We start from the raw sequence: 25385 nt of genomic DNA, 5'->3' as shown, positions 1-25385 counted from the left end.
CTCGTTGCTATCAATTATAGACTCTATTAGGTAAACGCTATTCTCGTTCAGAGGTTAACTGTTGCTCTTTAAATATAACAGTGATACGTGCGCCACCTAATGGGCTATCTGTTATTACAATCTCACCACTATATTGCTCAATAATATCAACGGCAATAGATAATCCTAAACCTTGTCCTGGGCGAAGGGTATCGGCTCGTGTGCCACGCTGAAAAATAGCCGTTCTTTTTTCAGGGCTAACGCCTGGACCATCATCATCAACAATAATAATAACGCTGCATTCATCGTAATTAACATTAATTTCAACAAATTCTAAGCAATACTTACAGGCATTATCAAGAATATTACCCATCACTTCCATAAAGTCATTTTTTTCACCTAGCCACATAATTTCAGGTGAAACATTCAAAGAGAGATCGACTCCTTTTGTTTGATAGACTTTGCTTAAAGCACTACAAAGGTTGTCGAGCAATCCAGATAATGAGTGAAGTTTGCGTGTAGTAATATCATGATCACCATGTATCGATGCACGATGTAGATAATAACCCACTTGCTGAGATATCCGCTCAATTTGAGCGAGCATAATAGGCTCAGCTTGTTCAATGCTCATCTGTTTACCTGAGCGTAAAGAGCGCAGCGTTGATTGTAATACAGCAAGAGGTGTTTTTAAGCTGTGGGTTAAATCAGATAGACTGGTGCGATATTTACTGTAGCGGTTGCGTTCATTACGCAGTAATACATTAAGGTTACGTACCACGCCTTTTAATTCAGTTGGTGGATTTTCATCAAGATCGCTACGAGAGCCTTTTTCTAATGCGCTAATTTGCTCAATAACGGATTTTATCGGTCTTAGGCTCCAATGCGCCGCTAACCAAATTAAAGGAATAACTAATAGAAAGTTAGCCAGCAAAACATAGAGAAACCAATCCCATACTTGATTCACTTTTTGCATACGTTGAGGGATTGGATCGATAACAGCTATGGCTAGATAAGGAATATTACCTTCAGCAGGATAGTGATTAATCACCACTGAGTGAGTCAATGAATCATTGCGAGAATATTCATCAAGTCGTTTCAAATAGGCACGATATTGTGGCAACTGTTGCAACATTGAACGTGTTGTTTTGATATCGGCAGTTATTTCAAATAAACCTTCTTCGCTACGCCACTTGGGATTAATGCTGTTAGGAATTGATTTGGGTAAATCGGGGGGTGTCCATAATACATCGCCTTTGCTGTCAAAAATCACCACCAGCGATGTATTGTTATTATTTAAATTAGTAGGAAACTCAATATTCAGCTTACCATTTTGCCATTGCGCAAGGCTGTAGTAGAGATTACTTTGGCTACGCATTAGCATATAAGTTGTTTTATCAATGCTAACTATCGAACCAACAATTGCTACTAACCCATAAGAGAGGGTGAGTGCTAAAATAATTGCACTGGTAGCAAGTAGGAATCGTGTTCGTAATGAAAATGGTGAACGCTGTTTTTTTTGCATATTAAGGTTTCATATCAAAACGGTAGCCTTGTCCACGTACTGTTACAATGACGTCATTAGAGAATTTATCGAGTATTTTTTTACGTAAACGACCCATAAGTACATCGATAGTGTGACTTTCTCTTAGTTCTGCATCAGGATAAAGTTGGCGCATTAAGGCATCTTTGCTGACAACTTTATTTTGATTACGCATCAGCGTTTCTAAAATGGTATATTCAAACGCAGTTAACTTAATTTGCTCGCCGAAAATCATGAACTCTTTACGCGATAAATCCAACTCAAAAGGTGTTATTACAAGCGTCTGTGAAGCAATGCCCATGTTTCTTCGCATTAATGCCTGTACTCGTGCAACAATCTCTTCAAAATGAAAGGGTTTCGTCACATAATCGTCAGCGCCTGCATTTAATGCTGACACTTTTTCTTGCCAACTCTCTCGTGCAGTTAATACCATAATAGGCAGTGTAATGTTATTTTCTCGCCACCTGCGAATAAGACTGATGCCATCTTCATCAGGAAGACCCAAGTCAACAATAGCGACATCAGGCGTGCCTTCAGCAATAAAATAATCCGCTTCTTTGGCATCTTCTGCGGCATCAACTTGATGTCCAGCATCGCGAAACTGCACGGTTAAGTGATGGCGGAGTAAAATATTATCTTCAATAATTAAGAGTCGCATTGTTTTACCTCGCTTACAGCAATCCCTAAAGTGACTGTAAGGCAATTATAGCGTGTGCGATAGTTCACTCGCTAATTTAGAGTGGGATATTGTGTTAAATTTATAATCTAAAAATACGGTATAACCGCAAAATAGGTCGGCATCAGATCGTATCTTTAAAAAGTATATCCATAAAAAAAGGCAGAGTTTATCTGCCTTTTTAGTCGCTGATTAGTTTAGCTTATCAACAAGTTGGGTTGCAAAGCCAATATAACTTTCAGGCGTCATTGCTTTTAAGCGTATTTTTTCATTTTCTGGTAAATCTAGTCCATCAATGAAAACACTCATATCTTGTGCCGTAATACGTTTACCACGAGTCAATTCTTTAAGTTTTTCATAAGGTTTTTCAATACCATAACGACGCATTACGGTTTGAATTGGCTCAGCTAAAACTTCCCAGTTATGATCTAACTCTTCACGAAGGTGATTTTCATTTACTTCGAGCTTATTAAGACCTTTCATGGTGGATTGATAGGCGATTAAAGCATAACCGATACCAACACCTAAATTACGTAATACGGTTGAATCTGTTAAGTCACGCTGCCAACGAGATACAGGTAATTTACTAGAAAGATGCCCCATAACCGCATTAGCAAGTCCTAAGTTACCTTCTGAGTTTTCAAAGTCGATAGGATTAACTTTATGTGGCATGGTTGATGAACCAATTTCGCCTGCGATGGTTTTTTGTTTGAAATGGTTAAGGGCTACATAGCCCCAAATATCACGGTCGAAATCAATTAAGATGGTATTAAAGCGGCTAATACAATCAAAAAGCTCAGCAATGTAATCATGTGGTTCAATTTGCGTGGTGTATGGGTTCCATGTGATTCCCAGTGAAGTGACAAACTCTTCACTAAATTGGTGCCAATTGATTTCAGGATAAGCGGCTAAATGCGCATTATAGTTACCAACAGCCCCATTGATTTTACCTAAGATCTCAACTTGAGTCAGCTGGCGATATTGGCGTTCCATACGATAAGCAACGTTAGCAAACTCTTTACCCACAGTTGAAGGGGTTGCTGGTTGTCCATGTGTACGAGACAGCAGCGGTAAATCACGATAATCTTGCGCCATTTTACTAATGGTATCAATAATCTCGCGCCATGCTGGCAGCAGAATTTCTTGGCGCGCTGTTTCTAACATAATAGCGTGAGAGAGGTTATTAATATCTTCGGAAGTACAAGCGAAGTGAATAAATTCTGAAACCTGATGTAACGCAGGGATCGCTGCTACTTTTTCTTTTAAGAAATATTCAACCGCTTTTACATCATGGTTAGTTGTTCGTTCGATAGTTTTAATACGGCTTGCGTCTTCTTCATTGAAATTAGCCACAATTGCATCAAGGAAATCGATTGCGTTTTTTTCAAAGACTGGAACTTCTTTAATGTCGGTGCAAGAAGCTAGCTTTTGCAGCCAGCGAACTTCTACCTGTACACGGAATTTCAGAAGACCGAATTCACTAAAAATAGAACGTAATGACGAGGTTTTACTGCCGTAACGACCGTCAATCGGTGAAATCGCTGTCAGCGAAGATAATTCCATTGTTGGCAACTCCCAGGTTGAATTTTTTAAAGTATTAACATTGAGCGAGAAAATCGTCAGTTTGTCGTAGGATAGTTTTTTGATGGAGTAAAAAATCAAAACGACGACCACCTACTTGACGCCAGAGTACAGCACTGCGTATACCTGTCAGTAATAATGCTCTGACCTTAGCCTGAATAATTGGGTTACGTAATAATTCAACAGAGCCATGAACTTGTATGCGAGGTCCCACTGGGCTAACTGCATCAACATAAACGCCCGCTAGTGCATTAAACACACCATCAGACATCGGCTCAAAATAGCTTTTTTGGCGCTCTAATTGAGAAATTTTTTGTGATAATTGGTCACTATATTGGCTATTTTTACTGATAAGACGTTCAAGATTGATTAAACCTTGTTGATAAGTCATTAGCTCAAGAGTGAGCTTTTCTCTTCTCACCGCTTGATGAATGGCTTTCAAAGTTTGAAAGCCTAATTTCAAGTGACTTATTTGATTACCATAAACATCAAGTGTTGATGTCGGATTGATATTAAAAATGCTGTTGACCATAACTTCAACATCTTTCTCATTACAGCTACCTTGATAAGCAAATTGCTGAACAAGGCGGCTTGCTTGGCAGATGCCAGCCAATGCAAGGGTAATATCACGAAAATCTTTAGCCACATCTACTCCTGAATACGAGTTTCAATAATACCGCCACCTAAGCAGACTTCATCTTGATAAAAGACGGCTGATTGACCCGGTGTGACAGCGGCAACAGGATGGTCAAAGCGAACTTCAATTCTATCTTCACCTAATGGCGTTACCGTACATGCAATATCAGGTTGGCGATATCGCGTTTTCACCGTACAGCGGAACGCTTGTGTAACTGGCTCTCTAGATACCCAATGAAGCTGTTGAGCAATTAAACCCACAGACATTAATCTTGGGTGTTCATGTCCTTGTGCAACAACAAGAATATTGTTTTCAACATCTTTATCAACGACATACCAAGGATCTTCACCACCATCTTTGGTACCGCCAATGCCTAAACCTTTACGTTGACCTAAAGTATGATACATCAACCCTTGATGTTCACCGATAGTTTCGCCATCAACAGTAACAATAGGACCCGGTTTTGCAGGTAAATAGCGAGAAAGAAAATCAGTAAATTTGCGCTCACCAATAAAGCAGATCCCCGTGGAGTCTTTTTTCTTCGCTGTGGCGAGATCTAATTTCTCAGCAATTTTACGAACTTCTGGTTTTTCCATTTCACCAACAGGGAAAAGACTTTGTGCGATTTGCTGGTGGCTTAATGTATATAAGAAATAACTTTGGTCTTTATTGTTATCAACACCACGTAATAATTGGCTCTTGCCATTTACATCACGACGACGAACATAGTGACCTGTTGCAATATAGTCAGCGCCTAAATCTTCAGCTGCATATTCTAAGAAAGCTTTAAATTTTATTTCTTTATTACAAAGAATATCTGGGTTAGGCGTGCGACCTGCTTTGTATTCAGATAAAAAATGTTCGAAAACATTATCCCAATATTCAGCGGCAAAATTGATGGTGTAAAGCTCGATGTCAAGTTTATCGCATACCGCTTGTGCATCGGCAAGATCTGTAGAAGCTGAACAATATTCAGTATCGTCGTCTTCTTCCCAGTTCTTCATAAACAGACCAACGACCTGATATCCCTGTTCCTTAAGAAGATAGGCTGAGACGGATGAATCAACGCCACCGGACATTCCTACGATGACTTTTTTTTGGCTGTTATCTGACATAACTGAATCTCACTGCGGAAAAATAAGCGCCATACTTTACCATATCGCTAACAGGGGTGCATCAAACGAATACGTTTTCTTATTTTGTTTTTAAAGATTAAAGGGCGCACCAAAGCTATCTAATAAGCTAAGAGGATAACGTTCACTTTGTTGATAACACAACAGACTCTCTCTCACTAATGGCGAGCGTAGTTGTTTGCTATTAATAATGTCATCAAAGCTAACCCAATGGCAGCAATTTATATCACTATCATTCGGCTGAGTTTCAAGTAACTCTGAAGTTTCAATCAAAAATAAAAAGCGTAAAAAAGGTGTGTTATCCGGTGCAATCCACTGGTGTAGTTTAAGAAAATGTTGAACAGGAAGCGTTAAGCCAGTTTCTTCCCATAATTCACGCTGAACTGCCTGTATGAGTGTTTCATTGGCTTCAAGGTGACCAGCAGGTTGATTCCAAGTCGCTTTTCCATTGACGGTTTCTTCGACAACAAGAAATCTATTTTTTGCATGAACGATACAAGCAACAGTGACATGTGGTTTAAACAAGGTTGATCTCCTTCCATTCACCAGGTAATAGATTATCCAATGTAATATTTCCCATACTAAAACGAATAAGACGTAAAGTAGGGTAACCTATATGTGCGGTCATTCGTCGAACTTGACGGTTTTTTCCTTCATATAACGTTATTTTCACCCAAGATGTTGGGATTGTTTGACGCTCTCTAATCGGTGGAACTCTTTCCCATACCCAGTCAGGTTGCTCTACTATTTCAATTTGTGCTGGTAATGTTTTGCCATCTTTTAACATTAACCCTTTACGAAATTGTTGTAATTCAGACTCTATAGGTATGCCTTCTACTTGAGCATAGTAGATTTTGCCTGTTTTTTTATTTGGTTGAGTGAGTTTTGCTTGTAGCTTTCCATCATTTGTTAAGACCAGTAGACCTTCACTGTCTCTATCAAGCCGTCCTGCGGCATAAATATCGCGGATAGGAATAAAATCTTTTAGTGTTTTACGTCCATTTTCATCCGTAAATTGCACCAGTACATCAAACGGCTTATTAAAGATAATTACTTTGCGCTCCCCTCTAGGGCGAGCAGGTTTGTCTCGATTAAAAGAGGTGTGATATTTTTTTGTTTTAGACGTACTTTTAAGTTGATTTGCCATAGTTTATTTTTGTAAAAAGTGGGAGATTGATTATACCTTAAAAGAGAAGCGATTGGCGTTAGCTGAATAATCAAGTAGTATTGACAGGTCTCTTACAAAAAATTAACAAAGCGTGCGCTTATATGAAAGGAGAGGTAAATGGAAAGCAAAGTAGTTGTTCCGGCTAATGGCGCTAAGATTACACTAGATGCTAAAGGTAAGCTTGTTGTTCCAAATAATCCGGTTATCCCTTATATCGAAGGGGATGGTATCGGTATTGATGTAACGCCAGCAATGTTAAAAGTTGTTGATGCGGCAGTTGAGAAAGCTTACGGCAAAGAACGTAAGATTGAGTGGATGGAAGTCTACACTGGTGAAAAATCAACACAGGTTTATGGTAAAGATGTTTGGTTACCAGAAGAGACCTTAGATCTTATCCGTGAATATCGTGTTTCTATTAAAGGTCCTCTTACTACTCCAGTTGGTGGTGGTATCCGTTCATTAAACGTTGCATTACGCCAACAACTTGACCTCTATATTTGCCTGCGTCCAGTACGTTATTACAAAGGCACGCCAAGCCCAGTTAAACAACCTGAACTTACTGATATGGTTATCTTCCGTGAAAACTCAGAAGATATCTATGCAGGCATTGAGTGGAAAGCAGGTTCTGCTGAAGCGGATAAAGTCATTAAATTCCTACAAGACGAAATGGGTGTAACCAAAATCCGCTTCCCACAAGAGTGTGGTATTGGTATTAAACCATGTTCAGAAGAAGGAACTAAACGTCTAGTTCGTGCTGCGATTGAATACGCTATCGATAATGATCGTGATTCAGTTACATTGGTACACAAAGGTAATATTATGAAATTTACCGAAGGTGCCTTTAAAGACTGGGGTTATGAGTTAGCGCGTGAAGAGTTTGGTGGCGAACTGTTAGATGGTGGTCCTTGGGTTAAAATCAAAAATCCAAAAACGGGCAAAGAGATCATTGTTAAAGATGTTATCGCTGATGCATTCTTACAACAAATCCTGCTGCGTCCAGCTGAATATGATGTTATCGCATGTATGAACCTTAACGGTGACTACATTTCCGATGCATTGGCTGCTCAAGTTGGTGGTATTGGTATTGCTCCGGGTGCAAATATTGGTGATGAGTGTGCTTTATTTGAAGCTACACACGGTACAGCACCGAAATATGCAGGCCAAGATAAAGTAAACCCAGGTTCAATTATCCTTTCCGCTGAAATGATGCTGCGCCATATGGGTTGGACAGAAGCGGCTGACTTAATCATTAAAGGTACAGAAGGGGCGATTGCCGCCAAAACTGTAACTTATGATTTCGAACGTCAGTTAGAAGGCGCTAAACTGCTGAAATGCAGCGAGTTTGGTGACGCGATTATCAAACATATGTAATTGTTGATTTGATAAATAGTTAACGGGAGCTTATTAGTTCCCGTTTATTTTTTGTACTATATATCTCTTCCCCAAAACTCTTCCCCAAAACTGTATAATTAAACAGCAATAATTTGCCATTATTTTCCACGTTCGTCGTGGTATTTATCTAACCAAGTATTAACCGTGATTTCTTTACCTTTAATTTTTGCTACTCGATCGCTAATAGCCATAACTTGTCGGCTACGTTGTTCCGCTAACCTTGATAGCGATATTCTCGTTAAAATCTACCACTGTACTCACTCTAGCGCGCCCTCATTTGCGAATAATGAAATTGATTGTTTTAAGAATGGCGACCTTATTGATATTCCAGCCGGTCGTTTTATTTCTGTTCGTGTGCAGATGCCAGAGCAATCAATCTATAACGTGAGAATGCGTGAGATGGAAGAGGAACGCAGACAAAAAGAAGAGAAAGAAAATCAGGACACCAATAAGACACCAGAAATTGATAAATAATCAAATGTATTTAACTCAAGGAAGAATTAAATACTAATGATAATTATTCCGAATATAGCCGAAATAAGATGATTGTTTTACGATTACTATTGATTATACTGTATTTGCATACAGTGGTTGTGTGCTATTAAATATAAAAAGGAATTTATATGCTTATTACAAGAGCGAACGTTGATCAATATCCTTGGCTTCCAGCTGATATTATTCGTGATATAAAACAAAAGGGCTTAATTTATGATACTTCAGGAGGTGCTGACGAAGATGGTGGTTGGATTACCAAAGGGGGAGTAGTAAGTGTGGATAATGGGGTGGAGCGATTAATTGTGACGCCAGCTACATCAAATGACTTACCTTGGTCAAAAATACCCACTATTGCTGATAGTGATAAAGATGAATATCCATCTCCTAATGTGGGTAATGGTGGTTCATCACCCTTTAATCCAAATACTAAATTTAAAGTCAATAAACCGCAAAAGCCCGTTATTATCTCTAGTAATAATAATAAACTAACTAATAGCTCAAATAATAAAGAATTAGCTACAAATAAAGGTGTAATGCATTTTAATGGTGTTGTTATTGAGCAACTCGAAACATTTAAAAAGAAATATTTTCTTACAAAGGAAGCTGTTAATTTAGTTCAAGATAAATTGATAGAGTCTGTTATTAGTTTATACAGTAAAGAAAATAGTATTGATGATAATAAGGTGAATTCAGTAAATTTTATGGAGTTTAGTGAGTTTGATAATAATTCATTTAATGAGTTTTACCTTATGTCTACCATTCCGGCAGAAAACTTAATTAACAATTCTGATTTGATGTCTGGTGAACTTAATGAAATTGCAAAAAACAATGGAACAATTAATGTTAATGCAAGAATAGCTATAATTAAAGAAAACAATAAAGCGAATGCCACGTTAGTTAGAACCGATGGTGTTTTAGTGACTAAAAAAGTCCCTGTATATGAAGTTAATTACGCTGCTAATAGTTATCATGTGGATATTAAGAATATGAGGATTGAATATTTACTTAGACCCACTAGCTCCCCTAGTGGCCTTGGTTTACAAGGAAATGTTATTCAAAATTACTCAAATGAAAATAAAAAATTCTCATATCCAGAAAAAGTAGAATTACCTAATAAGGTAGAAAACAAAAGGATAGAAGCACCATACCCACATCAATTTAATGATGCAATCATTGTGTTTCCTAGAAATTCAAACTTACCGCCTTTATATGCTTATTCGGGCTTCCCCACAATTGAACTTAAGGATAAAGATCCGCGTCCTCAGCAGGAAAAAGAGTTTAATGACATCAAGGATGGAGTGAAATTCACAGCATCATTTTATGAACAAATAACTGAAGAATATGGGAAAAAAGCTGAGCAATTATCTAGGGAGTTAGCAGAACAAGCGAAAGGGAAAACTATTCGTAATGCTGATGATGCAGCTAAGGCTTATGAGAAATATAGAGCTAATATTAATAAGCGAATCAATGCGGCAGATAGAGCTGCTATCGTAAAATATATAGAGTCAATCAAAGTCGAAGAGCTTGCAAAAAGATTACAACAATTCAGTAAAGGAATGGGATATATTAACAAAGCTATTTATACCTATGAACTATACGATGAATATAAAAAAGCTATGCAAACTGATAATTGGAGACCATTTTTTGTTAAAGCTGAAACAATAGCTGTGGGATATGCTGCTCCCGTTGTAGTGGGATTTGCATTTAGCATACTATTAGGTGGGCCAATTGGAATATTAGGATATGGATTAATCATTGCAACTGTCGGAGCTTTAATTGATGAAAAGCTAATCGAAAAAGCTAATAAGCTAATGGAGATTTAATCGCATAGATATTAAAGGCTATTTGTATATACTATATAAGTGGCCTTTTTACCAGAGTAGCTATTATATAAAGCATAGAAATAGGGATGGCAAAGATAAAAACTATTATGGAATATAGCGCTAATAAACCTTTTTTTCCAGGAGTATCTATAAACCAACCTTTATTCCAAAATTCTCTTGTGGTGAACTTTAAGAAGAAGCATTCAACAGCCCATTTAGCAAATGGATATAAAATAGCGTTAATAATACTCATAAGTAACCAGAAAAGCCCATCTCCTAAACGGAGTTCCTCCCACGAAAGAATTATATGAATTGTAAGAATGAAAAATCCCCAGAACATATTATTAATATAATATTTTTTAGTCATATTCAGCACCTAATGAATAATTAGTCCTATTTTATATTACCATTATATTAATGGTAATAATTCTTATTTTCAATACGTTTGAAAGTTTTAATTCTAGATAATTTCACTTGCTGTGCCGAGTCATTCTCATTTTTAGCGCTCTTTATTGTGGGTTACATCTATCCTACAATAAGGAACTTAATCCATTCTTTGCCGCGAACATCGTTATAACGATCAGTTTGCACTCGAGTTGCATGTCCTAATAATGCTTGCGTATCGATACCTTGCTTTCTAGGGAGTGGTGATTCATTTGATAAACGTAAACCAAAAAATACAGATGATGGATTAGGACGTAATGATCCTGCCACGGTGTATGGTCAGCCTGGTAAGTATGTAGTTGTTAATGACCGTACGGGTGAAGTTACACAAGTTAGTAATAAAACAGATCCTGATTGGATTGATGATTCAAGAGTAAGATGGAATAAAAAATAATGGAAAAGAAACTATTTAATCATGGCATTTTATACAACAACGGGTCTGATTTCTTTAAGCTAAAAGGTAATGCCTCAATGAAATTATCTCCTAAAGCAGCCATGGAAGTTTGTCAGGAAGCGACAAAACAGAAATTATGGGTACTAGGAGTTGATGGTGGGCATTGGTTTAACCCAGGCTTTCGACCTGATGGTGAAGCTTCTTGGTCTGGAAAAACAAAGCTATTTAAAGAAAATAAATTAGCAGAGAATAATCAATTAGCGATTGATAGCATCAAAGAAGACTCTGCGGATGGATATACAGTATTTATAGTAACCATTGGCAACCCATAAAGTATTAATAATGAACAAAGGGTATCTGTGCCCTTTGTTGTTTTCTGAGAGCGAAAACTCCAACCTTGTACGAAGATAGCCGAACAGTAAATTTGAGTCATTTTACGTGGAGTGCATGCTGTATTTGTGTAGAGTATTTTGGTGAAGTAGATGCCTGCGCGTATATTTTTTTGTTACTGCGGATGTGTCTTATACTGATGTATGGGCATATCCTTCCGAGCAATATTATTCCGGTAAGCATCCTTGTGAAAAGCCATCAGATATGATTGAGCATATTATCCGCTCTAGCAGTCGTGAGGGTGACTTGGTTGTATGGGTTCAGGCGCAGCGATAAAGGCAGGATTAAAGTTAAATAGAAACGTGTTGGGTGTGGAGTTGGAAAAGGATAGGTTTGAAATAACTAAAGACGAAATAATGATGGAGAACATAAAAATTAAAGGCTATCAAAGTGCAATGTAGTTATATTTCAAATCTAGTTTGGTTAGTATATGCTCAGTGAGTATTTATTATTTTTGGAGGATAGAATATGGCTAACTTTGACAGGAAACGTATAGAAAATAATATTCAAAAGTTAGAAGAGTTTATTATGAGCTTGGAAAGCCATTCATCAGCTAATAAGACGAATAAGTATAAAAACGAGAATCAGAGTTTTTATAGAAAATATTATATTGATGATGAACCAGAAATTATTTCAGGTAAAATGGAACCATTATTTGTAAAATCAGGATCTAAATAATTTGTTAGTGATAGATGTATAAATATATCTGTCACTAAAGCTTCTAGGTATATAAATTCACTCTTGTTGTTTATTTTCGATGTTACTTTACTATCTAGTATTGATTGATAATAGTGAACAATATTAGGTGCAGGATTTGAAATTCTTATTAATTCTTTACCTAAAACGGTTGATAGTGTTGTTGAGTATAAAATAGTTATTTGAGTGGCAAAGCCTTTAATTTTTATACAACTATAATTTCTTTGCAAGTATTCAATTTCTATGAGGTTAGTTTAATTAATTCGTGTGTTAATGCTTAATTATTAATATGAAATTAATAAATTTAAACACTCATGTTATCTGAATAGACAAATATTTTGATGGTTATTTTATAAGGTTGAATTACGATACCAATGGATATGTGGTAGAGGATTTTAATGATTAAATCATTTTTTATAATAATGTACTTTTGCATTAACTGATCACCGGCAAGTGGACTGAATAAACTCCCTCAACCACTGTAGAGCACTATTTCCAGTATTTCGCTTATGCCACAATATCTTTATATCAAATGATGGATGATTTACTGGTAATACACTTTTGTTAAGCCCCCAGCTATCCATCCAATCAAAGGTTAATCCCTCTGGTACTGTTGCTATCATAGGGGTACTTTTGAGTATTGATGGAATTACGGAAAAGTGTGGAGTGGTATAGCAAACATTTCTTGATGACCCCGCCTCCATAAGCAAAACATCTATTTTACTGCTTATCGCTTCCCTGTAAGTCACCATAATATGTTGCTGTTTTGCATAGTCTTCAATGGATAATGGATCGCTAAGGTGTAGCTGCGAAGGGTGCCATAAAGCAACAAAATTCATGGTTTCAAGCACTTCTCGCTCTATGTTCTTTTCTGGACTGCTAGCGACAGAAATTGCTAAGTCGATATCGCCCGAAGCCAATTTCTTCTGATCTGTAAATGGTGTGCTTTCAACTATGTTCAATGTTATGCCGGGCGCAACATTTTTTAGCTTTTTAATAACCTTAGGCAACAACCATATTTCTACCCAGTCAGTCATACCGATTGTAATTGTTAATTTCGCATCTTTGGGATTGAATATTTTAGGGTTAAACAGAGCAACTTGAAGCTGCTCCATTACTGGTATCAGTTCCTTTTGAAGCTGTACCGATCTGGCTGTTGGTAGCATTTTTCGACCACTTCGAATAAATAAAGGGTCTTGAAACATATCTCTCAAGCGAGACAACGACGCACTAATGGCGGGTTGTCCTAGGTTCAGTTTATCCGCTGCTAGAGAGACGCTCTCCTCTCGAAATAACACCATAAAAACAATCAATAAGTTTAAATCAACATACCTAAAATCATTCTCTTTAATATTCATTATCACTCCAATCAATTGGATTAATAATAGTCCATAACCAATACTGCACGCAACTTAACTATAACCATGAGGAATATATGAAAGCTGCACTTACTTTACTAACAATGCTATCAGTCGGTTTGTATACGACAAATACACTCGCTTCCCCAATCCCAATTGTTCAACAACAAGCACCTGCATACTACCGTATGATGCTTGGGGATTGGCAGGTTACGGCTGTTTCTGATGGTACAGTTAAGGTACCTCTTGATAAATTGTTGACTAATATTTCTCCCGATGATTTAAAAAGAGCGATGTCTAAAGATGCCTTAACTCCTTTGGCTGAAACGTCGATCAATGCCTTCGTAATCAATACAGGAAGCAAAATAATCTTAGTAGATACAGGGGCTGGTTCATTAATGGGTGATGCTGGTGGGCATCTTTTGGATAACCTAAAAAATGCAGGTTTCCCACCTGAGAGTATTAACATCGTTTTATTGACGCATATTCATGGTGACCACTCGGGTGGAGTCGAATATAAAGGAAAACCAGCCTTCCCAAATGCCACGGTATATGTTGATCAAAAAGATGTTGACTGGTGGCTCAATCCTAAAAATATCAACAAGGTTGAGGATAGCCAAAAACATACATTTGCTGAATCAGAAAAAACAATGCGTCCAGTGATTAATGCGGGTAAGTTAAAAACTTTTCATGCACCCACCGTGATCATTCCTGGTATTCAAGCTATTCCAGCACCTGGGCATACTCCTGGCAGCGTAATTTATAAGATCACAAACCATTCTCAAAGCATGATGTTATGGGGTGATATTATTCATGCTAAAGCAGTACAAATGCCTGACCCCGATGTCGCAATCCATTTTGATGTTGACCAACAACAGGCAGTTAAAACAAGAGAAAGTGTTTTAAAAATGATTTCTGAGAGTGGGGATTGGGTTGCTGCTGCGCATATTTCGTTTCCAGGTATAGGCCATGTTCAAAAAGAAGGTAATGGTTATCGCTGGATACCTATAAATTACAGCTATACAGCGACAAGTAAGGACTGATAAATCTAGGGAGGTGGTTATTAATAACCATCAGTGCGAATGAATCGATAGTTATTGTCTGAGTGAGGTCCTAAAGGACCTTCAGACTGATGACGAATCCCATATTTTTAGCATGGAGTACTTTATTTGAGCGACCAAGGGTAGCACTCGTGATATTTTTCTAAAAAACTATTACCGATAACTTTTCGAGCTATATTTCGTATTTTTTTTCGTTAATTGACCTTGTAAGTATGCACCAAAAAATAAAAAGAAGCGCCAGCAGCGCCATCTTTTTCATATCCAGAGCAACGCTTCGTAAAGGTTTCTAATTGAGGAACTCCATTTTCAAGTATCTCGAAAGCCCTTACTACAAGGTAGCAGATATTTGTCCGTTTAACATAAAAGGGATTAATTACACAGCTTTAGTATGGTGTATCAACATCTAGAATATTTAACATTTTTTAGCTTTTTTTAAATGTTCTTCTTTCCTGTTACGTACAACCCGCATTGGAGAGATAAAATCTTTAGCAAATTGATGAACATCTTTCAGTCCTTGTTCGCGTTTCCATGCATTAATCTCTCCTTCTATATCCGTAATGACATGGCTTTCTACATCAGTGATACCACAATAAGAAAAAGTTCCAACATCAATCTGTGTTCTCATTGCATCTAAATAACCATATTTTTCATACGTTTTATCACTAGAACCACCTATACCAATAAGTATTGTAGGAATATTTTGTAGGAGAGACTTAAGCGGCTTAGCACCTCGATCTTCAACCCCTTTTCCGTATTGGTACGCCCAACCACCAGTAAATACTCGCTCTATCCATCCTTTCATAATTGCAGGCATTCCCCACCAGTATATTGGATATACAAATGCTAGTCGGTCTGCTTTTTCAATGCGATGGTGCATTGCTGCAATTTCTTCTGGCAGATCTCCTCCCCAGAAGTGAGCGTGGTCATCTTGAGTAAATCGAGGGTCAAAATTTTCGTCATATAAGTTTAGTAGGTCTATATTGAACCCATTTTCTGTGAATGGTTTATGAAATGCATCCATTACCGCCGCAGGATAGCTATTTCGTATAGGGTGAGCAAAGATAGTAAGTAAATTCATAATGTTTCCCAGAGGGTATTGGTGGTAGGAAGTAAAACCCAGTTATGAGTTTTAAGTGTTTTTATTGGAAAGGCTGGCTTGTTTAATAAGCAGTAATGCAGCGCGATGCGCGGTATGTATTGCTTCTTTTCCAAGGTAACTAGCAGAAGAAATAGCGCCTTCAAACAGGATTAGAATTTGTTCCGGGAGTTCTTTGTTGTAGTTTTCTTTTGCGTGTTTCTGACAAAGATATGAAATCTTTTGATGGAGTTTTAGATGGTACTCAGAAACCACTTCAACAACCATGGGTATCTCTGCTCCAGTATCTCCTAATGCACGAAGAAACAAGCAACCACGATTACTTTCATTGCTTAACCACACCTCAAGTGAGAGAAAAAGAGTGTCAATATTGCAGGTGTTAAGAGTATTAAAAAATCGCTCTTCACGATGACGCAAGACGGCGGTGATAAGCGCATCTTTACCACCTATGTGTTTGTAAAATGTTCTTGTCGATACTTGAGCTTCTCTGGCTAAGTGATCAACACTAGTTCCAGAAAAGCCGTGTTGATCAAAGATACGCTCGGCAGTAGAAATTATGTGTGTTTTTATGTCCATACACACAATGTACAACGATCGTTTTACTTTTGTAATTGCTTTCCATTAGGAATCAAAACAAATACTTTCCTAATTCTCTAATATAGTACCAATCAACATGGAATTAGATTTTATGTATGACAGATTATATTTCAGCAACTGGTTTAGACTATTGAATCTTAATGTGCCAACTTAAAATGCTTCATTAAAAGGAAATCGTTGCTTATAGAAAAATAACTAACTTATCTAATTGATTAAAACAAGATAATAAATAAGGCTAATACTCGATAGTTATCCATTCTTTACCACGAACATCGTTATAACGATCTTGGTTAGTATATGCTCAGTGAGTATTTATTATTTTGGGAGGATAGAACATGGCTAACAACTATAAAATAAATATAAATTATTTAATTTATATTTAAATAATTTCTTAGTTCTATATTTAAATTTCAAGTGCAGCAATGATTATAGCTTCCATTTTTTCTGGGGTGATGAACGGCGCAAAGCGCTTGAGCGGTTCACCGTTTCGTCCGATCAGAAACTTAGTAAAATTCCACTTGATACGTCCTCCCAGAAAGCCTGGTAGTTCTTTTTTTAGATAACGAAACACCGAGTGTGCTGTGGTTCCGTTAACTTCTACTTTCTCGAACATTGGAAAGCTCACACCGTAGTTAATATGGCAAGTTCGCCCAATTTCCTCAGCGCCGCCAGGTTCCTGTTTTCCGAACTGATTGCAAGGAAAACCTAGCACCACCAAACCTTGGGCTGCGTATTTCTTGTAGAGTGCTTCAAGACCCTCGTACTGTGGCGTAAAGCCACAATGACTGGCTGTATTAACGACGAGCACCACCTTACCAGCGTAGTCAGCCATAGAAATAAGCTGACCGCTAAGACTTGTAGCCGTCAATTGATAAAACGTGGTCATAGTAGAGTCCTCAAAGCAGAATCTGCCGACATCAACATATAGTACGTTGTTATTGGGGGCATGAAAAAACAATTTAGTCCCTGATTGTGTGGCAGGTCTGAAATCGCGTGTGGATTATCTTTACAAATTCGAAAGGGAAAAACAACATAACACCTAGACTGATGGTAGAATTACGGTACAAATGGATATGTGGTAGAGGATTTTAATGATTAAATCATTTTTTATAATAATGTGCTTAACAACAGCCAGTTTTTCTGTAAAAGCGCTTTCTTCTGAAGAGCAAAGTTATCGTCCTAATGTTTTTAACTTAGCTCAAATGTATGATTTTAATCCTGTTAAAGGGGATGTTAGTGAATTGGAATCAACCATATATAATGATGATGGCACAATTTTCTATGAATCAATATTGAAAATGAATGCTAATGGTTGTGTGGAAAGCTTCTATTTAAAAAAGAATAAAGATGAATATTTAAATTCAAGTAATACATTTTTATCTGTCAGTTTAAATAATGGTAAATTAATAGGGAAAGACGATGCTGGTGCAGTAGAAATGCAATTGGATGAAAATTGTCTGATTACATCTTTAAGTAACAGTGCCGGTGTGATTAATAATATATTAAATGAAAAAGGGTACCTAAAAAGTAGAACGATTGGAGAAACAGGCGGTATATTATCTAAAAACTTTTATAATAAAAATGGTTTGATAATTAACACTAAATATTACATCAATAGCATGGTGTTTTCCGAGTCGATTATAAATTATTACGATGAAATTAATAAGCCATTTGATTTTGATATAAAAAATAAAACATTAAATGAAATATCATCAATAGTAAACTCTAAATGCGCTTATGATAAAAATAGAAATCCTAATGACTGTGATATAAATATAACAATATCACCAAATAATAACCCGATAGAAATACATAAAAAAGCAACTGTTAGGGCTAAATACTATTAATTTGTATCATTTAAAATAACTAAGCTGCAATGGCAGCTTTTTTCATTTATGGAGGATTAATCCCTTATTTACCACCATTAATATTGGGCGCTTTGCATATTGCTAATCATATTTATCAAGAGAAAAACACTCGTTAAAGCAGGAGGGAGACGAAGCGTTGATTGGTGCAGGCAAAGTGGTAACGGGTTATCTCGATAGTGGGGATCCTTAAATCAATAAAACTCAATATCAAATACGTGTAGCATATGGATTGGTTATAAAAACAGTAAAATGAAAGAGACAGTTTATAATTTAAATTGAGGAGTATTAAAAATAGTTTATTACTTCATTTTTCCACAAAAAGAAAATATGAAGTTCTAGTTACTTATTGCTAGAGATCATAGCACCAATAAAAGGGATAAAGCATGGCAATCGATCGCAGTGGTTACATAACCTTACCCAATATCAATGAATTTCAGCCCGAATTTGTCGCGGTAGTTGAGGACTTAGTAGCAGCGTTAAGCCAACGTTTTCCTGAGTTAGTGCATAGTATTTATCTCTATGGTAGCGTGGCTGAAGGTCGGGCAAAGATAGAAAAATCCGATCTCGATATAACAATAGTATTCAATAGTAAACCCGAACAGGTTGCTGCAACGCAACTTACTATGATTCAGTGTGAATTGAAAAAAGATCATCCTGTTGTTAGTAAAATCGATTTTGATTGCGGCGTATTACAGCAGGTACTGCATTCGGATAATAAATTTAGCTGGGGGTACTGGCTCAAGCATCATTGTGTCTGCATCTACGGGGAAGATCTGCGCGACCGATTTCATCCTTTCAAACCTTCAAAAGAAATCGCAGTAGCAGTGAATGGTGACTTTTTGCAAGTAATTAAAGAATTACTTGTGCAAATGCAATCATCCCCTGACAAAAATACAATGCTACAACTACAGCGAGCTGCTGCACGAAAAGCGATCAGATCAACTAACATTCTTCGTAGTAAACATGATACAGACTGGCCTAGCACACTCGAAGAGTACTGCATTAAGTTCAATACCCAATATCCAGCTAAAGCTGAAATTATGGATTACTTACTCGCAACTAGTTATAAACCTCTGGGCGATGTAGCTAATTTTAAAAATCGAATTATGGCTTTTGTTAACTGGCTAAACGTAAAGTTTCATATTGAAGAGAACCAACCAAGTTAAGTTGCCGATCTCTAATAAGAGCAACGCTTAGCACTAAACTGTTTGTACACAGAACTCAACGGGTTGTTTGGATATCCATAATTGTGTGTGTGCTGACATCACGCTGTATAAATCGACTGGGAACAGGTCAAAGTATTACGCCTTGCTTGACCATTGATTGTTTGAAAAATACCCTTAAGTTGACGATTCCACAAAAATAGATTATGATTCTTGTCAAATGGAGGTGCATAATGATTAAACACACCACAGCAGAAAGAGAAATCAACACTTCAGCTAAGCTGAATGACTTCCAGTTGAACCTTCTGAAAAGGATTAACAACCTCGCTATTTCCCTGATGCCTGAATTTGAAGATAAAAGTCAGGCAATAAATGCCATCACGCTGGATGATGCCTCACTGATGCAATTGCTCTATACCGTCCAACTAGAGCAAAAGACGCGCGTAACAGAATACGAACTACGTAAAGTTCGCCGTCGTCGCGAAAATCTGGAAAGATTTTATCGTGAGCTTCAGGAGTTGGGTGGTACGCTAAAGGTGAACGACGTGGTCGATATCCTTGGCATTACTCGCCAAGCGATAAACATTCGCATTAAGAAAAATAAGCTTTTAGCATTCAAGCAGAACGGTGATTTTATTTTCCCGAAATTTCAGTTCACTGATAATGGACTGATAACTGGCTTTGAAGACGTTATGGCGGCATTCGAAGAGGATACCCATCCAATGTTACGGTTGGGTGTGCTGAAATCACCGATAAAGATTAATAACGAAGGCCTGCAAAAGACGCCGATTCAAATCATGCAGGACGGTGCTAAAAATAGTGAACTTAGCCTGGCTATCCGAGCTGCTAAACAGTTTGGAAATCATATAGCCAGTTAACCAGTTTAAAAAGAGGGGCTAGCCCAGCCCCTTTGGTTTACATTGGTTCTAGCGTAATTTTGAATCCAAGCAATTCTTCAAATATCTCTTCACCTGATATAGTTCCAGTTGTATACCACACTAATATTGATACGTTATGGCGTAACAAAAATAATTTTACCTGATATAACCCTGTGAATAGAATTATTTATGTATGCAAAGAATAGGCAAATGCTATTTCTAATTAAAACGTTATAAATATATTACAAAATATCATATGTGGTATTGTTTCTTTATGTATTACTCACTTTGTAAATATTAATAGTGTTTTATTTAAATGATGTTTTTTAAAATATTTTTTCTTTTTCTTTTTCTTTTTCTTTAATTTCTTCTTTTTCTTTAGTTTCTTCTTGTGGTGGTTTGTTTAATTTAATCTGTTCATCCATGCATTGAATTTTTTTATTTAACTCTTCATACTCTTTTCTTGTAATATATTGTTCTTTTCCATTTTGAATATTGCTCGTTTTTTGGCTTGTTCTTATTAAAGAAATATAAGCGAATATTGCTGATATTATGGCAGAACCAGCTGCATATTTATTTTCAACCACTGATACGGCTTGATTGGGGAAGGTGGATGACAGATGCCAAAGACCTGCAGAAATTAAACCAAAAACAGCAGATAAAATAGATGAAATTAAAATTAAATGTTTTTTCATTTTTAATACCTATAATGTTAATAAAATTTAGTTTATCATATATCACTAGTTTTTAATAATAGCTTATCATACTAAGAAATTTAAATTTATTTCCTCTTTTTTTATATAACAATGTTAATAATAACTATTGACATGTCTCGGATGTTTTATTTTGTATGGTGCTTTCATTGTTACCTTTATTGCGATTTTATCTGAGGCTAATTTAGATACTCTTATTATAAACTGTCTTAATATTATTTTTTCGAAATCATTTCACTTGCGAAATTTAATCGATTATTTGGTATTTTAAAAAGCTAATAGAGACTTTTTTTATATCTAAGTGATTCAATAATAATATTAAATGCAGCCGAAGACTTTAGCCTACTGGTGTAATACAAATAATAACTTGGGAAGGTGATAGTGAAGTCGTCCAGAACGGTGAGAAGTCGCCCGGAAACGATATCATTCTGCACTAATGCCTGTGGAACATAAGCAAATCCATAGCCATCAAGACATGCCTGATGAACCTGATTAATGCCATTAACGATAAGTGGTCCCTTTACTCGTAATTTGTGCTCCTGCCCATCAATTAAAAACGTCCACGATAAATTTTGTCCATACGTGGGTAACTGTAAATTGATACATGGTCTTGTTAGCAATTCCAAAGGAGTTTTAGGTAATCCTTGATCTAGTAGATGTGGATTATTAGGAGATACCACGACAACCATGCGGTGTTCTGCGCTAATAGGAATAGCAATCATATTCTGAGCAATAAGACCGCCTCGTCGCACACCCGCATCAAAGCGCTCCTTGGCAATATCCACAAGACCATAATCAGTGATGAGTTCAAGTGTAATATCGGGAAAATCCTTAAGAACAGGTGCTAATCTCGGCCAGAGAATTTGCTGGATCGCATATTTATCAGCTGAAATACGAATTTTGCCAGCTGGTTTATCCCGCAGCTCAGCGAGCTGCTCTAGACCATTGGCGATTTCATCGAGTGGCGGACCAATGAGTTGCGCTAGCCGTTCTCCGGCTTCTGTCAGCGTCAGGCTACGGGTTGTGCGATTGAGTAATTTGAGTTGTAGACGAGCCTCAAGGTTACTGATTGTTTGACTAACAGCAGACTGGGATGTCCCAATTTTCGCGGCAGCTCGTGTGAAACTACCTTCCTGAATAATCGCCAGAAATGTGGTGAGATCACTAATATTTTCTTTCATCATATTTATAAGTTCTGCTAATAACTGTCATCGGATTATCCCTGCTAATCAGAAGAGTTGTCCACTAGTATCATAAATTCACCGTAACAATGGGGTTCTCGACCTTGGGAGAAGAAAATGATGAGATCTATTCAGTTTACTAATGCAGGGATCAACATGGCAGGGAATATGTTTTTTCCTGAGCATTTTAATCAAGCAGAACGCTACCCCGCAATTGTCGTTGTCCATCCAAGCGGTGGTGTTAAAGAACAAACTGCTGGTTTCTATGCGGAGAAACTGGCAAGTCTCGGCTTTGTTACTCTGGCTTATGATGCATCGTATCAGGGAGAAAGTAGCGGGGAACCGCGTCAGCTCGAAAACCCTTACAACAGGGTAGAGGATATCAGTGCAGCAATTGACTATTTGGTTGCGCAGAACTGTATTGATGAGCAAAAAATTGGTGTTTTGGGTATCTGTGCGGGAGGTGGCTACACCATTCATGCAGCTATGCTGGATCGACGTATTAAAGCCGTTGGCACAGTAAGTGCTGTTAACTATGGTGATATGTATCGTTTTGGCTGGGAAGGTGATCAGCAACCTTTATTATCTTTTGAACTCCTTGAGATGGCGGCAAAGCAACGAACAGCAGAGTCCAAAGGGGCTTCTACGGGGTATTTACCCACAATTCCTAATTCACTGGAAGAGGTAATAAATAACGATATTGTAGAGGCTTATGAATATTATCGAACACCACGAGCAATGCATTGCAACGCATCCTGTAAATTGACAACCCGCAGCCTTGCTGCACTTATTACTTATGATGCATTCAATCATGCTGACATTTTTTTAACTCAACCAATGCTGGTAATTGCAGGAAGTGAAGCAGGAACGCTTTGGATGACAAAAGCGATTTACCAGCGTGCCGCCAGTAAGAAAAAGATAATACATATCGTTAATGGTGCCACCCATATTGCTATGTATGACAAGTCAGGTTATGTGACAGAAGCAACGGGTAAGTTTGCCTCTTTCTTTTCAGAAAACCTGTGACACGATCCATGAGTGTGGAAGCCTATTTCGCCGAGCAAAATTTACCAGAGAACAACAGAATGAAATATACCTTGATCTCTAACAACAGCTCAACGTTCTGCATTTATGCTCATCGCATCTCAATAAGTTTGAGGATTTTATACTATGTCTTATGAACGTTCCGTTTTCTTCAGGCACAACACTTGGAAAGTTGCTGCTATCATGCGTTTTCCTGATGGATTCGACGCAAACCAAAAATACCCAGCCATTGTCTGTGCCCACCCTATTAGCGGCTGTAAAGAGCAGACATCAGGTGCTGTCTATGGTCAAAAGTTAGCTGCCGCTGGATTTATTACTCTTACCTTCGATGCCTCAACACAAGGTGAAAGTGGAGGCACTCCTCGCTTTAGCGAAACGCCCTCAACTCGTGTAGAAGATTTCTTGTGTGCAATGGACTACCTCGTGACTTTATCCTATGTAGATGAAGATCGCATAGGGGTGCTAGGTGTCTGTGGCGGAGGAGGATATGCCGTAAGTGCCGCAACGACAGATCATCGTTTCAAAGCAGTTGCAACTGTGGTTGGAGCCAACTATGGGCGGCTCATGCGAGAAGGGGATTTAAGCCCCGATGCTGCACTCAAGATAATTGAAGCACTTGGTAAACAGCGCACCACAGAGGCCCGAGGAGCGGCTTCGCTGGTGGTTGGCTATATTCCTGCCGATATTGATGAGCTGGCAAAGACGGGTATCAAAGATATCGATATCATTGAGGCGGTTGATTATTACACTACTCCTCGCGGGCAGCAGTCAGGTTCACCAAACAAGCTGCGCTTTACCAGCACAACCTCCACATTAAACTGGGATGCTTTTGCCTTTACGGAAAAATTACTAGTGCAGCCACTGCATATTGTTATTGGCGATATTCCCGGTGGTTTTGGATCTTATCGTGATGGTTATGAACTTTATCAACGTGCCCGCTCTACAGAGAAAACGCTGCAGATTGTGAAAGGTGCCTCTCATTATGATTTATATGATAATCCTGAAGCTACGGTTAAAGCACTAGATCAGCTTATCCCTTTCTTTAATAAGCAATTAGGTGCATAAGTAGCTTGATTTTTATATATATTTTACCTTCTAAACGCTAGGTTATGTAAATCATGACCTAGTTTTAAACTTCCGTTTCTTCTTAGCTGCGTGAAAATATAAATATCGCCAATTGTATGTAGTCTAAGAAGAAAATAATCTGAGCAGTAATTTATCGCTTCAGAGCATAATCAACGTTATTGCCTGAATTGTCACCGATAAACTATATTGTCACTATAAATTAAATGGGGGAAGTTATGGCTAGACCAGTAACTAAGAATAGTTTAATTGAGCAGTCTGAAACAAACTATAATGAGCTATTAAATCTTATTAACTCACTTTCATCAAAAGAGCAGCTAGGTGAATTTCCTTTTGAGGGAAGAGACCGTCAAATTCGAGATTGTTTAGTTCATCTATATGAATGGCATCATTTATTTATTGTGTGGGTGAAATCTAATCAAGCCGGAGATATGGTTGCGTTTCTGCCACAACCATATAACTGGAAAAATTACCCTGAAATGAATATTAAGTTTTGGGAAAAACATCAAACTACATCACTAGAGAAAGCAAAAAACTTATTTATTGTTAGCCACAAACAGTGTTTACAACTAATAAGTCTATTTTCTGATGAGGAACTATTTACCAAAAAATACTTTAAATGGACGGGTTCAACAAGTTTGGGAAGCTACGCTGTATCAGCAACTTCATCTCACTATGAATGGGCTATGAAAATAATCAAAAAGTATAGAAAAACGTTGATAAACAAATAGTTTTTATTCTTGTTTATAGGGTTATGTATTCTGTTATAGCTAATAGAATAAGCTGAAATTCTTATATGAATGTGTATGGTGATGTAATTCTTAGCATTATTTTCCTCTATTCTTAATTTCTATGGTGTGTTTGAAAAATAAGATTTGCTATCTGAATTTAACTATGGCTTAATAACGTCACTGGTTTGGAAGTACAGGCCTATTTATGTTAGTAAGTTTAAAGTTGTTCCCATTTAGTGTTATCCTTGATACCTCTTCATTGCG

General features: G+C 37.4%; 28 protein-coding genes and 1 pseudogene. 14 read left to right on the top strand and 15 right to left on the bottom strand.

The genetic code is table 11. The features are described 5' to 3' along the window. Positions 1 to 37: 37 nt before the first annotated feature. The 7 genes from phoQ to rluE form a co-directional block, all read right to left on the bottom strand. Positions 38 to 1501, bottom strand: coding sequence for a two-component system sensor histidine kinase PhoQ (gene phoQ / locus ABN099_RS09425; RefSeq protein WP_349463432.1), 1464 nt, complete (start codon positions 1499 to 1501; stop codon positions 38 to 40). A 1-nt stretch (position 1502) separates the two neighbouring features. Beyond that, positions 1503 to 2177 (bottom strand): two-component system response regulator PhoP, encoded by a 675-nt coding sequence (phoP, locus tag ABN099_RS09420; RefSeq protein ID WP_349463431.1) that lies wholly within the window; start codon positions 2175 to 2177, stop codon positions 1503 to 1505. Positions 2178 to 2387: 210 nt separating this feature from the next. Beyond that, positions 2388 to 3758: an adenylosuccinate lyase gene (purB, locus tag ABN099_RS09415; protein ID WP_349463429.1), complete on the bottom strand. Its 1371-nt coding sequence runs from the start codon at positions 3756 to 3758 to the stop codon at positions 2388 to 2390. A gap of 34 nt (positions 3759 to 3792) precedes the next feature. Further along, complete coding sequence (hflD, locus tag ABN099_RS09410; protein ID WP_349463428.1) at positions 3793 to 4422, bottom strand: high frequency lysogenization protein HflD; 630 nt, start codon at positions 4420 to 4422, stop codon at positions 3793 to 3795. A 2-nt stretch (positions 4423 to 4424) separates the two neighbouring features. Further along, positions 4425 to 5528 (bottom strand): tRNA 2-thiouridine(34) synthase MnmA, encoded by a 1104-nt coding sequence (gene mnmA, locus ABN099_RS09405; RefSeq protein ID WP_349463427.1) that lies wholly within the window; start codon positions 5526 to 5528, stop codon positions 4425 to 4427. Between the two features lie 90 nt (positions 5529 to 5618). Then, positions 5619 to 6071, bottom strand: a complete 453-nt coding sequence (locus ABN099_RS09400; RefSeq protein WP_349463426.1) for an NUDIX hydrolase — start codon at positions 6069 to 6071, stop codon at positions 5619 to 5621. Continuing rightward, a complete protein-coding gene (rluE, locus tag ABN099_RS09395; protein WP_349463425.1) occupies positions 6064 to 6693 on the bottom strand; it encodes a 23S rRNA pseudouridine(2457) synthase RluE in 630 nt (209 codons plus the stop codon). Before rluE ends, ABN099_RS09400 begins: the two co-directional genes overlap by 8 nt. Before the next feature lie 138 nt (positions 6694 to 6831). On the opposite strand from rluE, the gene icd reads away from it, so the two are divergent. The 3 genes from icd to ABN099_RS09380 all read left to right on the top strand — a co-directional run bounded on the left by icd (position 6832) and on the right by ABN099_RS09380 (position 10424). Then, entirely contained in the window at positions 6832 to 8085 is a 1254-nt protein-coding gene (gene icd / locus ABN099_RS09390; RefSeq protein ID WP_349463424.1) for an NADP-dependent isocitrate dehydrogenase, read from the top strand. Positions 8086 to 8250: 165 nt separating this feature from the next. Next, on the top strand, positions 8251 to 8580 hold the full coding sequence (locus ABN099_RS09385) for a hypothetical protein (RefSeq protein ID WP_349463423.1): 330 nt from the start codon (positions 8251 to 8253) through the stop codon (positions 8578 to 8580). Positions 8581 to 8729: 149 nt separating this feature from the next. Further along, the gene (locus ABN099_RS09380; protein ID WP_349463421.1) at positions 8730 to 10424 is read left to right on the top strand and encodes a colicin-like pore-forming protein; all 1695 of its coding nucleotides are present in this window, start codon (positions 8730 to 8732) and stop codon (positions 10422 to 10424) included. 31 nt (positions 10425 to 10455) lie between these two features. Here the strand turns inward: ABN099_RS09380 and ABN099_RS09375 are convergent, their stop codons facing one another. Continuing rightward, complete coding sequence (locus ABN099_RS09375) at positions 10456 to 10791, bottom strand: colicin E1 family microcin immunity protein (protein ID WP_349463420.1); 336 nt, start codon at positions 10789 to 10791, stop codon at positions 10456 to 10458. A gap of 158 nt (positions 10792 to 10949) precedes the next feature. Further along, the gene (locus tag ABN099_RS19065; protein WP_432807497.1) at positions 10950 to 11138 is read right to left on the bottom strand and encodes a hypothetical protein; all 189 of its coding nucleotides are present in this window, start codon (positions 11136 to 11138) and stop codon (positions 10950 to 10952) included. Here ABN099_RS19065 and ABN099_RS09365 point away from each other — a divergent pair. The 4 genes and pseudogenes from ABN099_RS09365 (at position 11050) to ABN099_RS09350 (ending at position 12330) form a co-directional block, all read left to right on the top strand. Then, a complete protein-coding gene (locus tag ABN099_RS09365; RefSeq protein WP_349463516.1) occupies positions 11050 to 11262 on the top strand; it encodes a colicin E5-related ribonuclease in 213 nt (70 codons plus the stop codon). The two genes, ABN099_RS19065 and ABN099_RS09365, sit on opposite strands and share 89 nt — an antisense overlap. Beyond that, on the top strand, positions 11262 to 11594 hold the full coding sequence (locus ABN099_RS09360) for a colicin transporter (protein WP_349463419.1): 333 nt from the start codon (positions 11262 to 11264) through the stop codon (positions 11592 to 11594). Before ABN099_RS09365 ends, ABN099_RS09360 begins: the two co-directional genes overlap by 1 nt. A gap of 154 nt (positions 11595 to 11748) precedes the next feature. Then, positions 11749 to 12053: pseudogene (locus tag ABN099_RS09355) on the top strand (site-specific DNA-methyltransferase); the annotation flags it as partial. 67 nt (positions 12054 to 12120) lie between these two features. Then, a complete protein-coding gene (locus ABN099_RS09350) occupies positions 12121 to 12330 on the top strand; it encodes a hypothetical protein (RefSeq protein ID WP_349463418.1) in 210 nt (69 codons plus the stop codon). Between the two features lie 461 nt (positions 12331 to 12791). Here the strand turns inward: ABN099_RS09350 and ABN099_RS09345 are convergent, their stop codons facing one another. Continuing rightward, positions 12792 to 13706: a LysR family transcriptional regulator gene (locus tag ABN099_RS09345; RefSeq protein ID WP_349463417.1), complete on the bottom strand. Its 915-nt coding sequence runs from the start codon at positions 13704 to 13706 to the stop codon at positions 12792 to 12794. Between the two features lie 77 nt (positions 13707 to 13783). Between ABN099_RS09345 and ABN099_RS09340 the strand changes: the two genes are divergently transcribed. Then, positions 13784 to 14749: an MBL fold metallo-hydrolase gene (locus ABN099_RS09340; protein ID WP_349463415.1), complete on the top strand. Its 966-nt coding sequence runs from the start codon at positions 13784 to 13786 to the stop codon at positions 14747 to 14749. 430 nt (positions 14750 to 15179) lie between these two features. On the opposite strand, the gene ABN099_RS09335 is transcribed toward ABN099_RS09340, so the two are convergent. The 3 genes from ABN099_RS09335 to ABN099_RS09325 all read right to left on the bottom strand — a co-directional run bounded on the left by ABN099_RS09335 (position 15180) and on the right by ABN099_RS09325 (position 17346). Continuing rightward, complete coding sequence (locus tag ABN099_RS09335; protein WP_349463414.1) at positions 15180 to 15845, bottom strand: NAD(P)H-dependent oxidoreductase; 666 nt, start codon at positions 15843 to 15845, stop codon at positions 15180 to 15182. 51 nt (positions 15846 to 15896) lie between these two features. Continuing rightward, positions 15897 to 16439 carry a TetR/AcrR family transcriptional regulator gene (locus ABN099_RS09330; protein ID WP_349463413.1) on the bottom strand — a complete coding sequence of 181 codons (543 nt, stop codon included), beginning with the start codon at positions 16437 to 16439 and terminating at the stop codon, positions 15897 to 15899. A gap of 424 nt (positions 16440 to 16863) precedes the next feature. Continuing rightward, positions 16864 to 17346: a glutathione peroxidase gene (locus ABN099_RS09325; protein WP_349463411.1), complete on the bottom strand. Its 483-nt coding sequence runs from the start codon at positions 17344 to 17346 to the stop codon at positions 16864 to 16866. 205 nt (positions 17347 to 17551) lie between these two features. Between ABN099_RS09325 and ABN099_RS09320 the strand changes: the two genes are divergently transcribed. From ABN099_RS09320 to ABN099_RS09310, 3 genes are all read left to right on the top strand, one after another. Continuing rightward, positions 17552 to 18307, top strand: a complete 756-nt coding sequence (locus tag ABN099_RS09320) for a YnfC family lipoprotein (RefSeq protein WP_349463410.1) — start codon at positions 17552 to 17554, stop codon at positions 18305 to 18307. A 404-nt stretch (positions 18308 to 18711) separates the two neighbouring features. Then, entirely contained in the window at positions 18712 to 19494 is a 783-nt protein-coding gene (locus ABN099_RS09315; RefSeq protein ID WP_349463409.1) for a nucleotidyltransferase domain-containing protein, read from the top strand. Between the two features lie 230 nt (positions 19495 to 19724). Next, positions 19725 to 20369, top strand: a complete 645-nt coding sequence (locus ABN099_RS09310) for a DNA-binding protein (protein WP_349463408.1) — start codon at positions 19725 to 19727, stop codon at positions 20367 to 20369. A gap of 326 nt (positions 20370 to 20695) precedes the next feature. On the opposite strand, the gene ABN099_RS09305 is transcribed toward ABN099_RS09310, so the two are convergent. Together ABN099_RS09305 and ABN099_RS09300 are read right to left on the bottom strand one after the other, a co-directional pair. Then, positions 20696 to 21064 carry a hypothetical protein gene (locus tag ABN099_RS09305; protein ID WP_349463407.1) on the bottom strand — a complete coding sequence of 123 codons (369 nt, stop codon included), beginning with the start codon at positions 21062 to 21064 and terminating at the stop codon, positions 20696 to 20698. 293 nt (positions 21065 to 21357) lie between these two features. Next, positions 21358 to 22266 carry a LysR family transcriptional regulator gene (locus ABN099_RS09300; protein WP_349463406.1) on the bottom strand — a complete coding sequence of 303 codons (909 nt, stop codon included), beginning with the start codon at positions 22264 to 22266 and terminating at the stop codon, positions 21358 to 21360. A 114-nt stretch (positions 22267 to 22380) separates the two neighbouring features. Here ABN099_RS09300 and ABN099_RS09295 point away from each other — a divergent pair, with 114 nt between their 5' ends. The 3 genes from ABN099_RS09295 (at position 22381) to ABN099_RS09285 (ending at position 25121) form a co-directional block, all read left to right on the top strand. Further along, positions 22381 to 23289, top strand: a complete 909-nt coding sequence (locus ABN099_RS09295; RefSeq protein WP_349463404.1) for an alpha/beta hydrolase — start codon at positions 22381 to 22383, stop codon at positions 23287 to 23289. A 144-nt stretch (positions 23290 to 23433) separates the two neighbouring features. Continuing rightward, positions 23434 to 24372: an alpha/beta hydrolase gene (locus ABN099_RS09290; protein ID WP_349463402.1), complete on the top strand. Its 939-nt coding sequence runs from the start codon at positions 23434 to 23436 to the stop codon at positions 24370 to 24372. 236 nt (positions 24373 to 24608) lie between these two features. Beyond that, positions 24609 to 25121, top strand: coding sequence for a ClbS/DfsB family four-helix bundle protein (locus ABN099_RS09285; protein WP_349463401.1), 513 nt, complete (start codon positions 24609 to 24611; stop codon positions 25119 to 25121). Positions 25122 to 25385 lie beyond the last annotated feature (264 nt).

The organism is Proteus hauseri (assembly GCF_040139125.1).
GTDB classification, from domain to species: Bacteria; Pseudomonadota; Gammaproteobacteria; order Enterobacterales; family Enterobacteriaceae; genus Proteus; species Proteus hauseri_B.
Note: the sequence above shows the minus strand (reverse complement) of the source record. Positions and strands in the feature narration are given on the sequence as shown.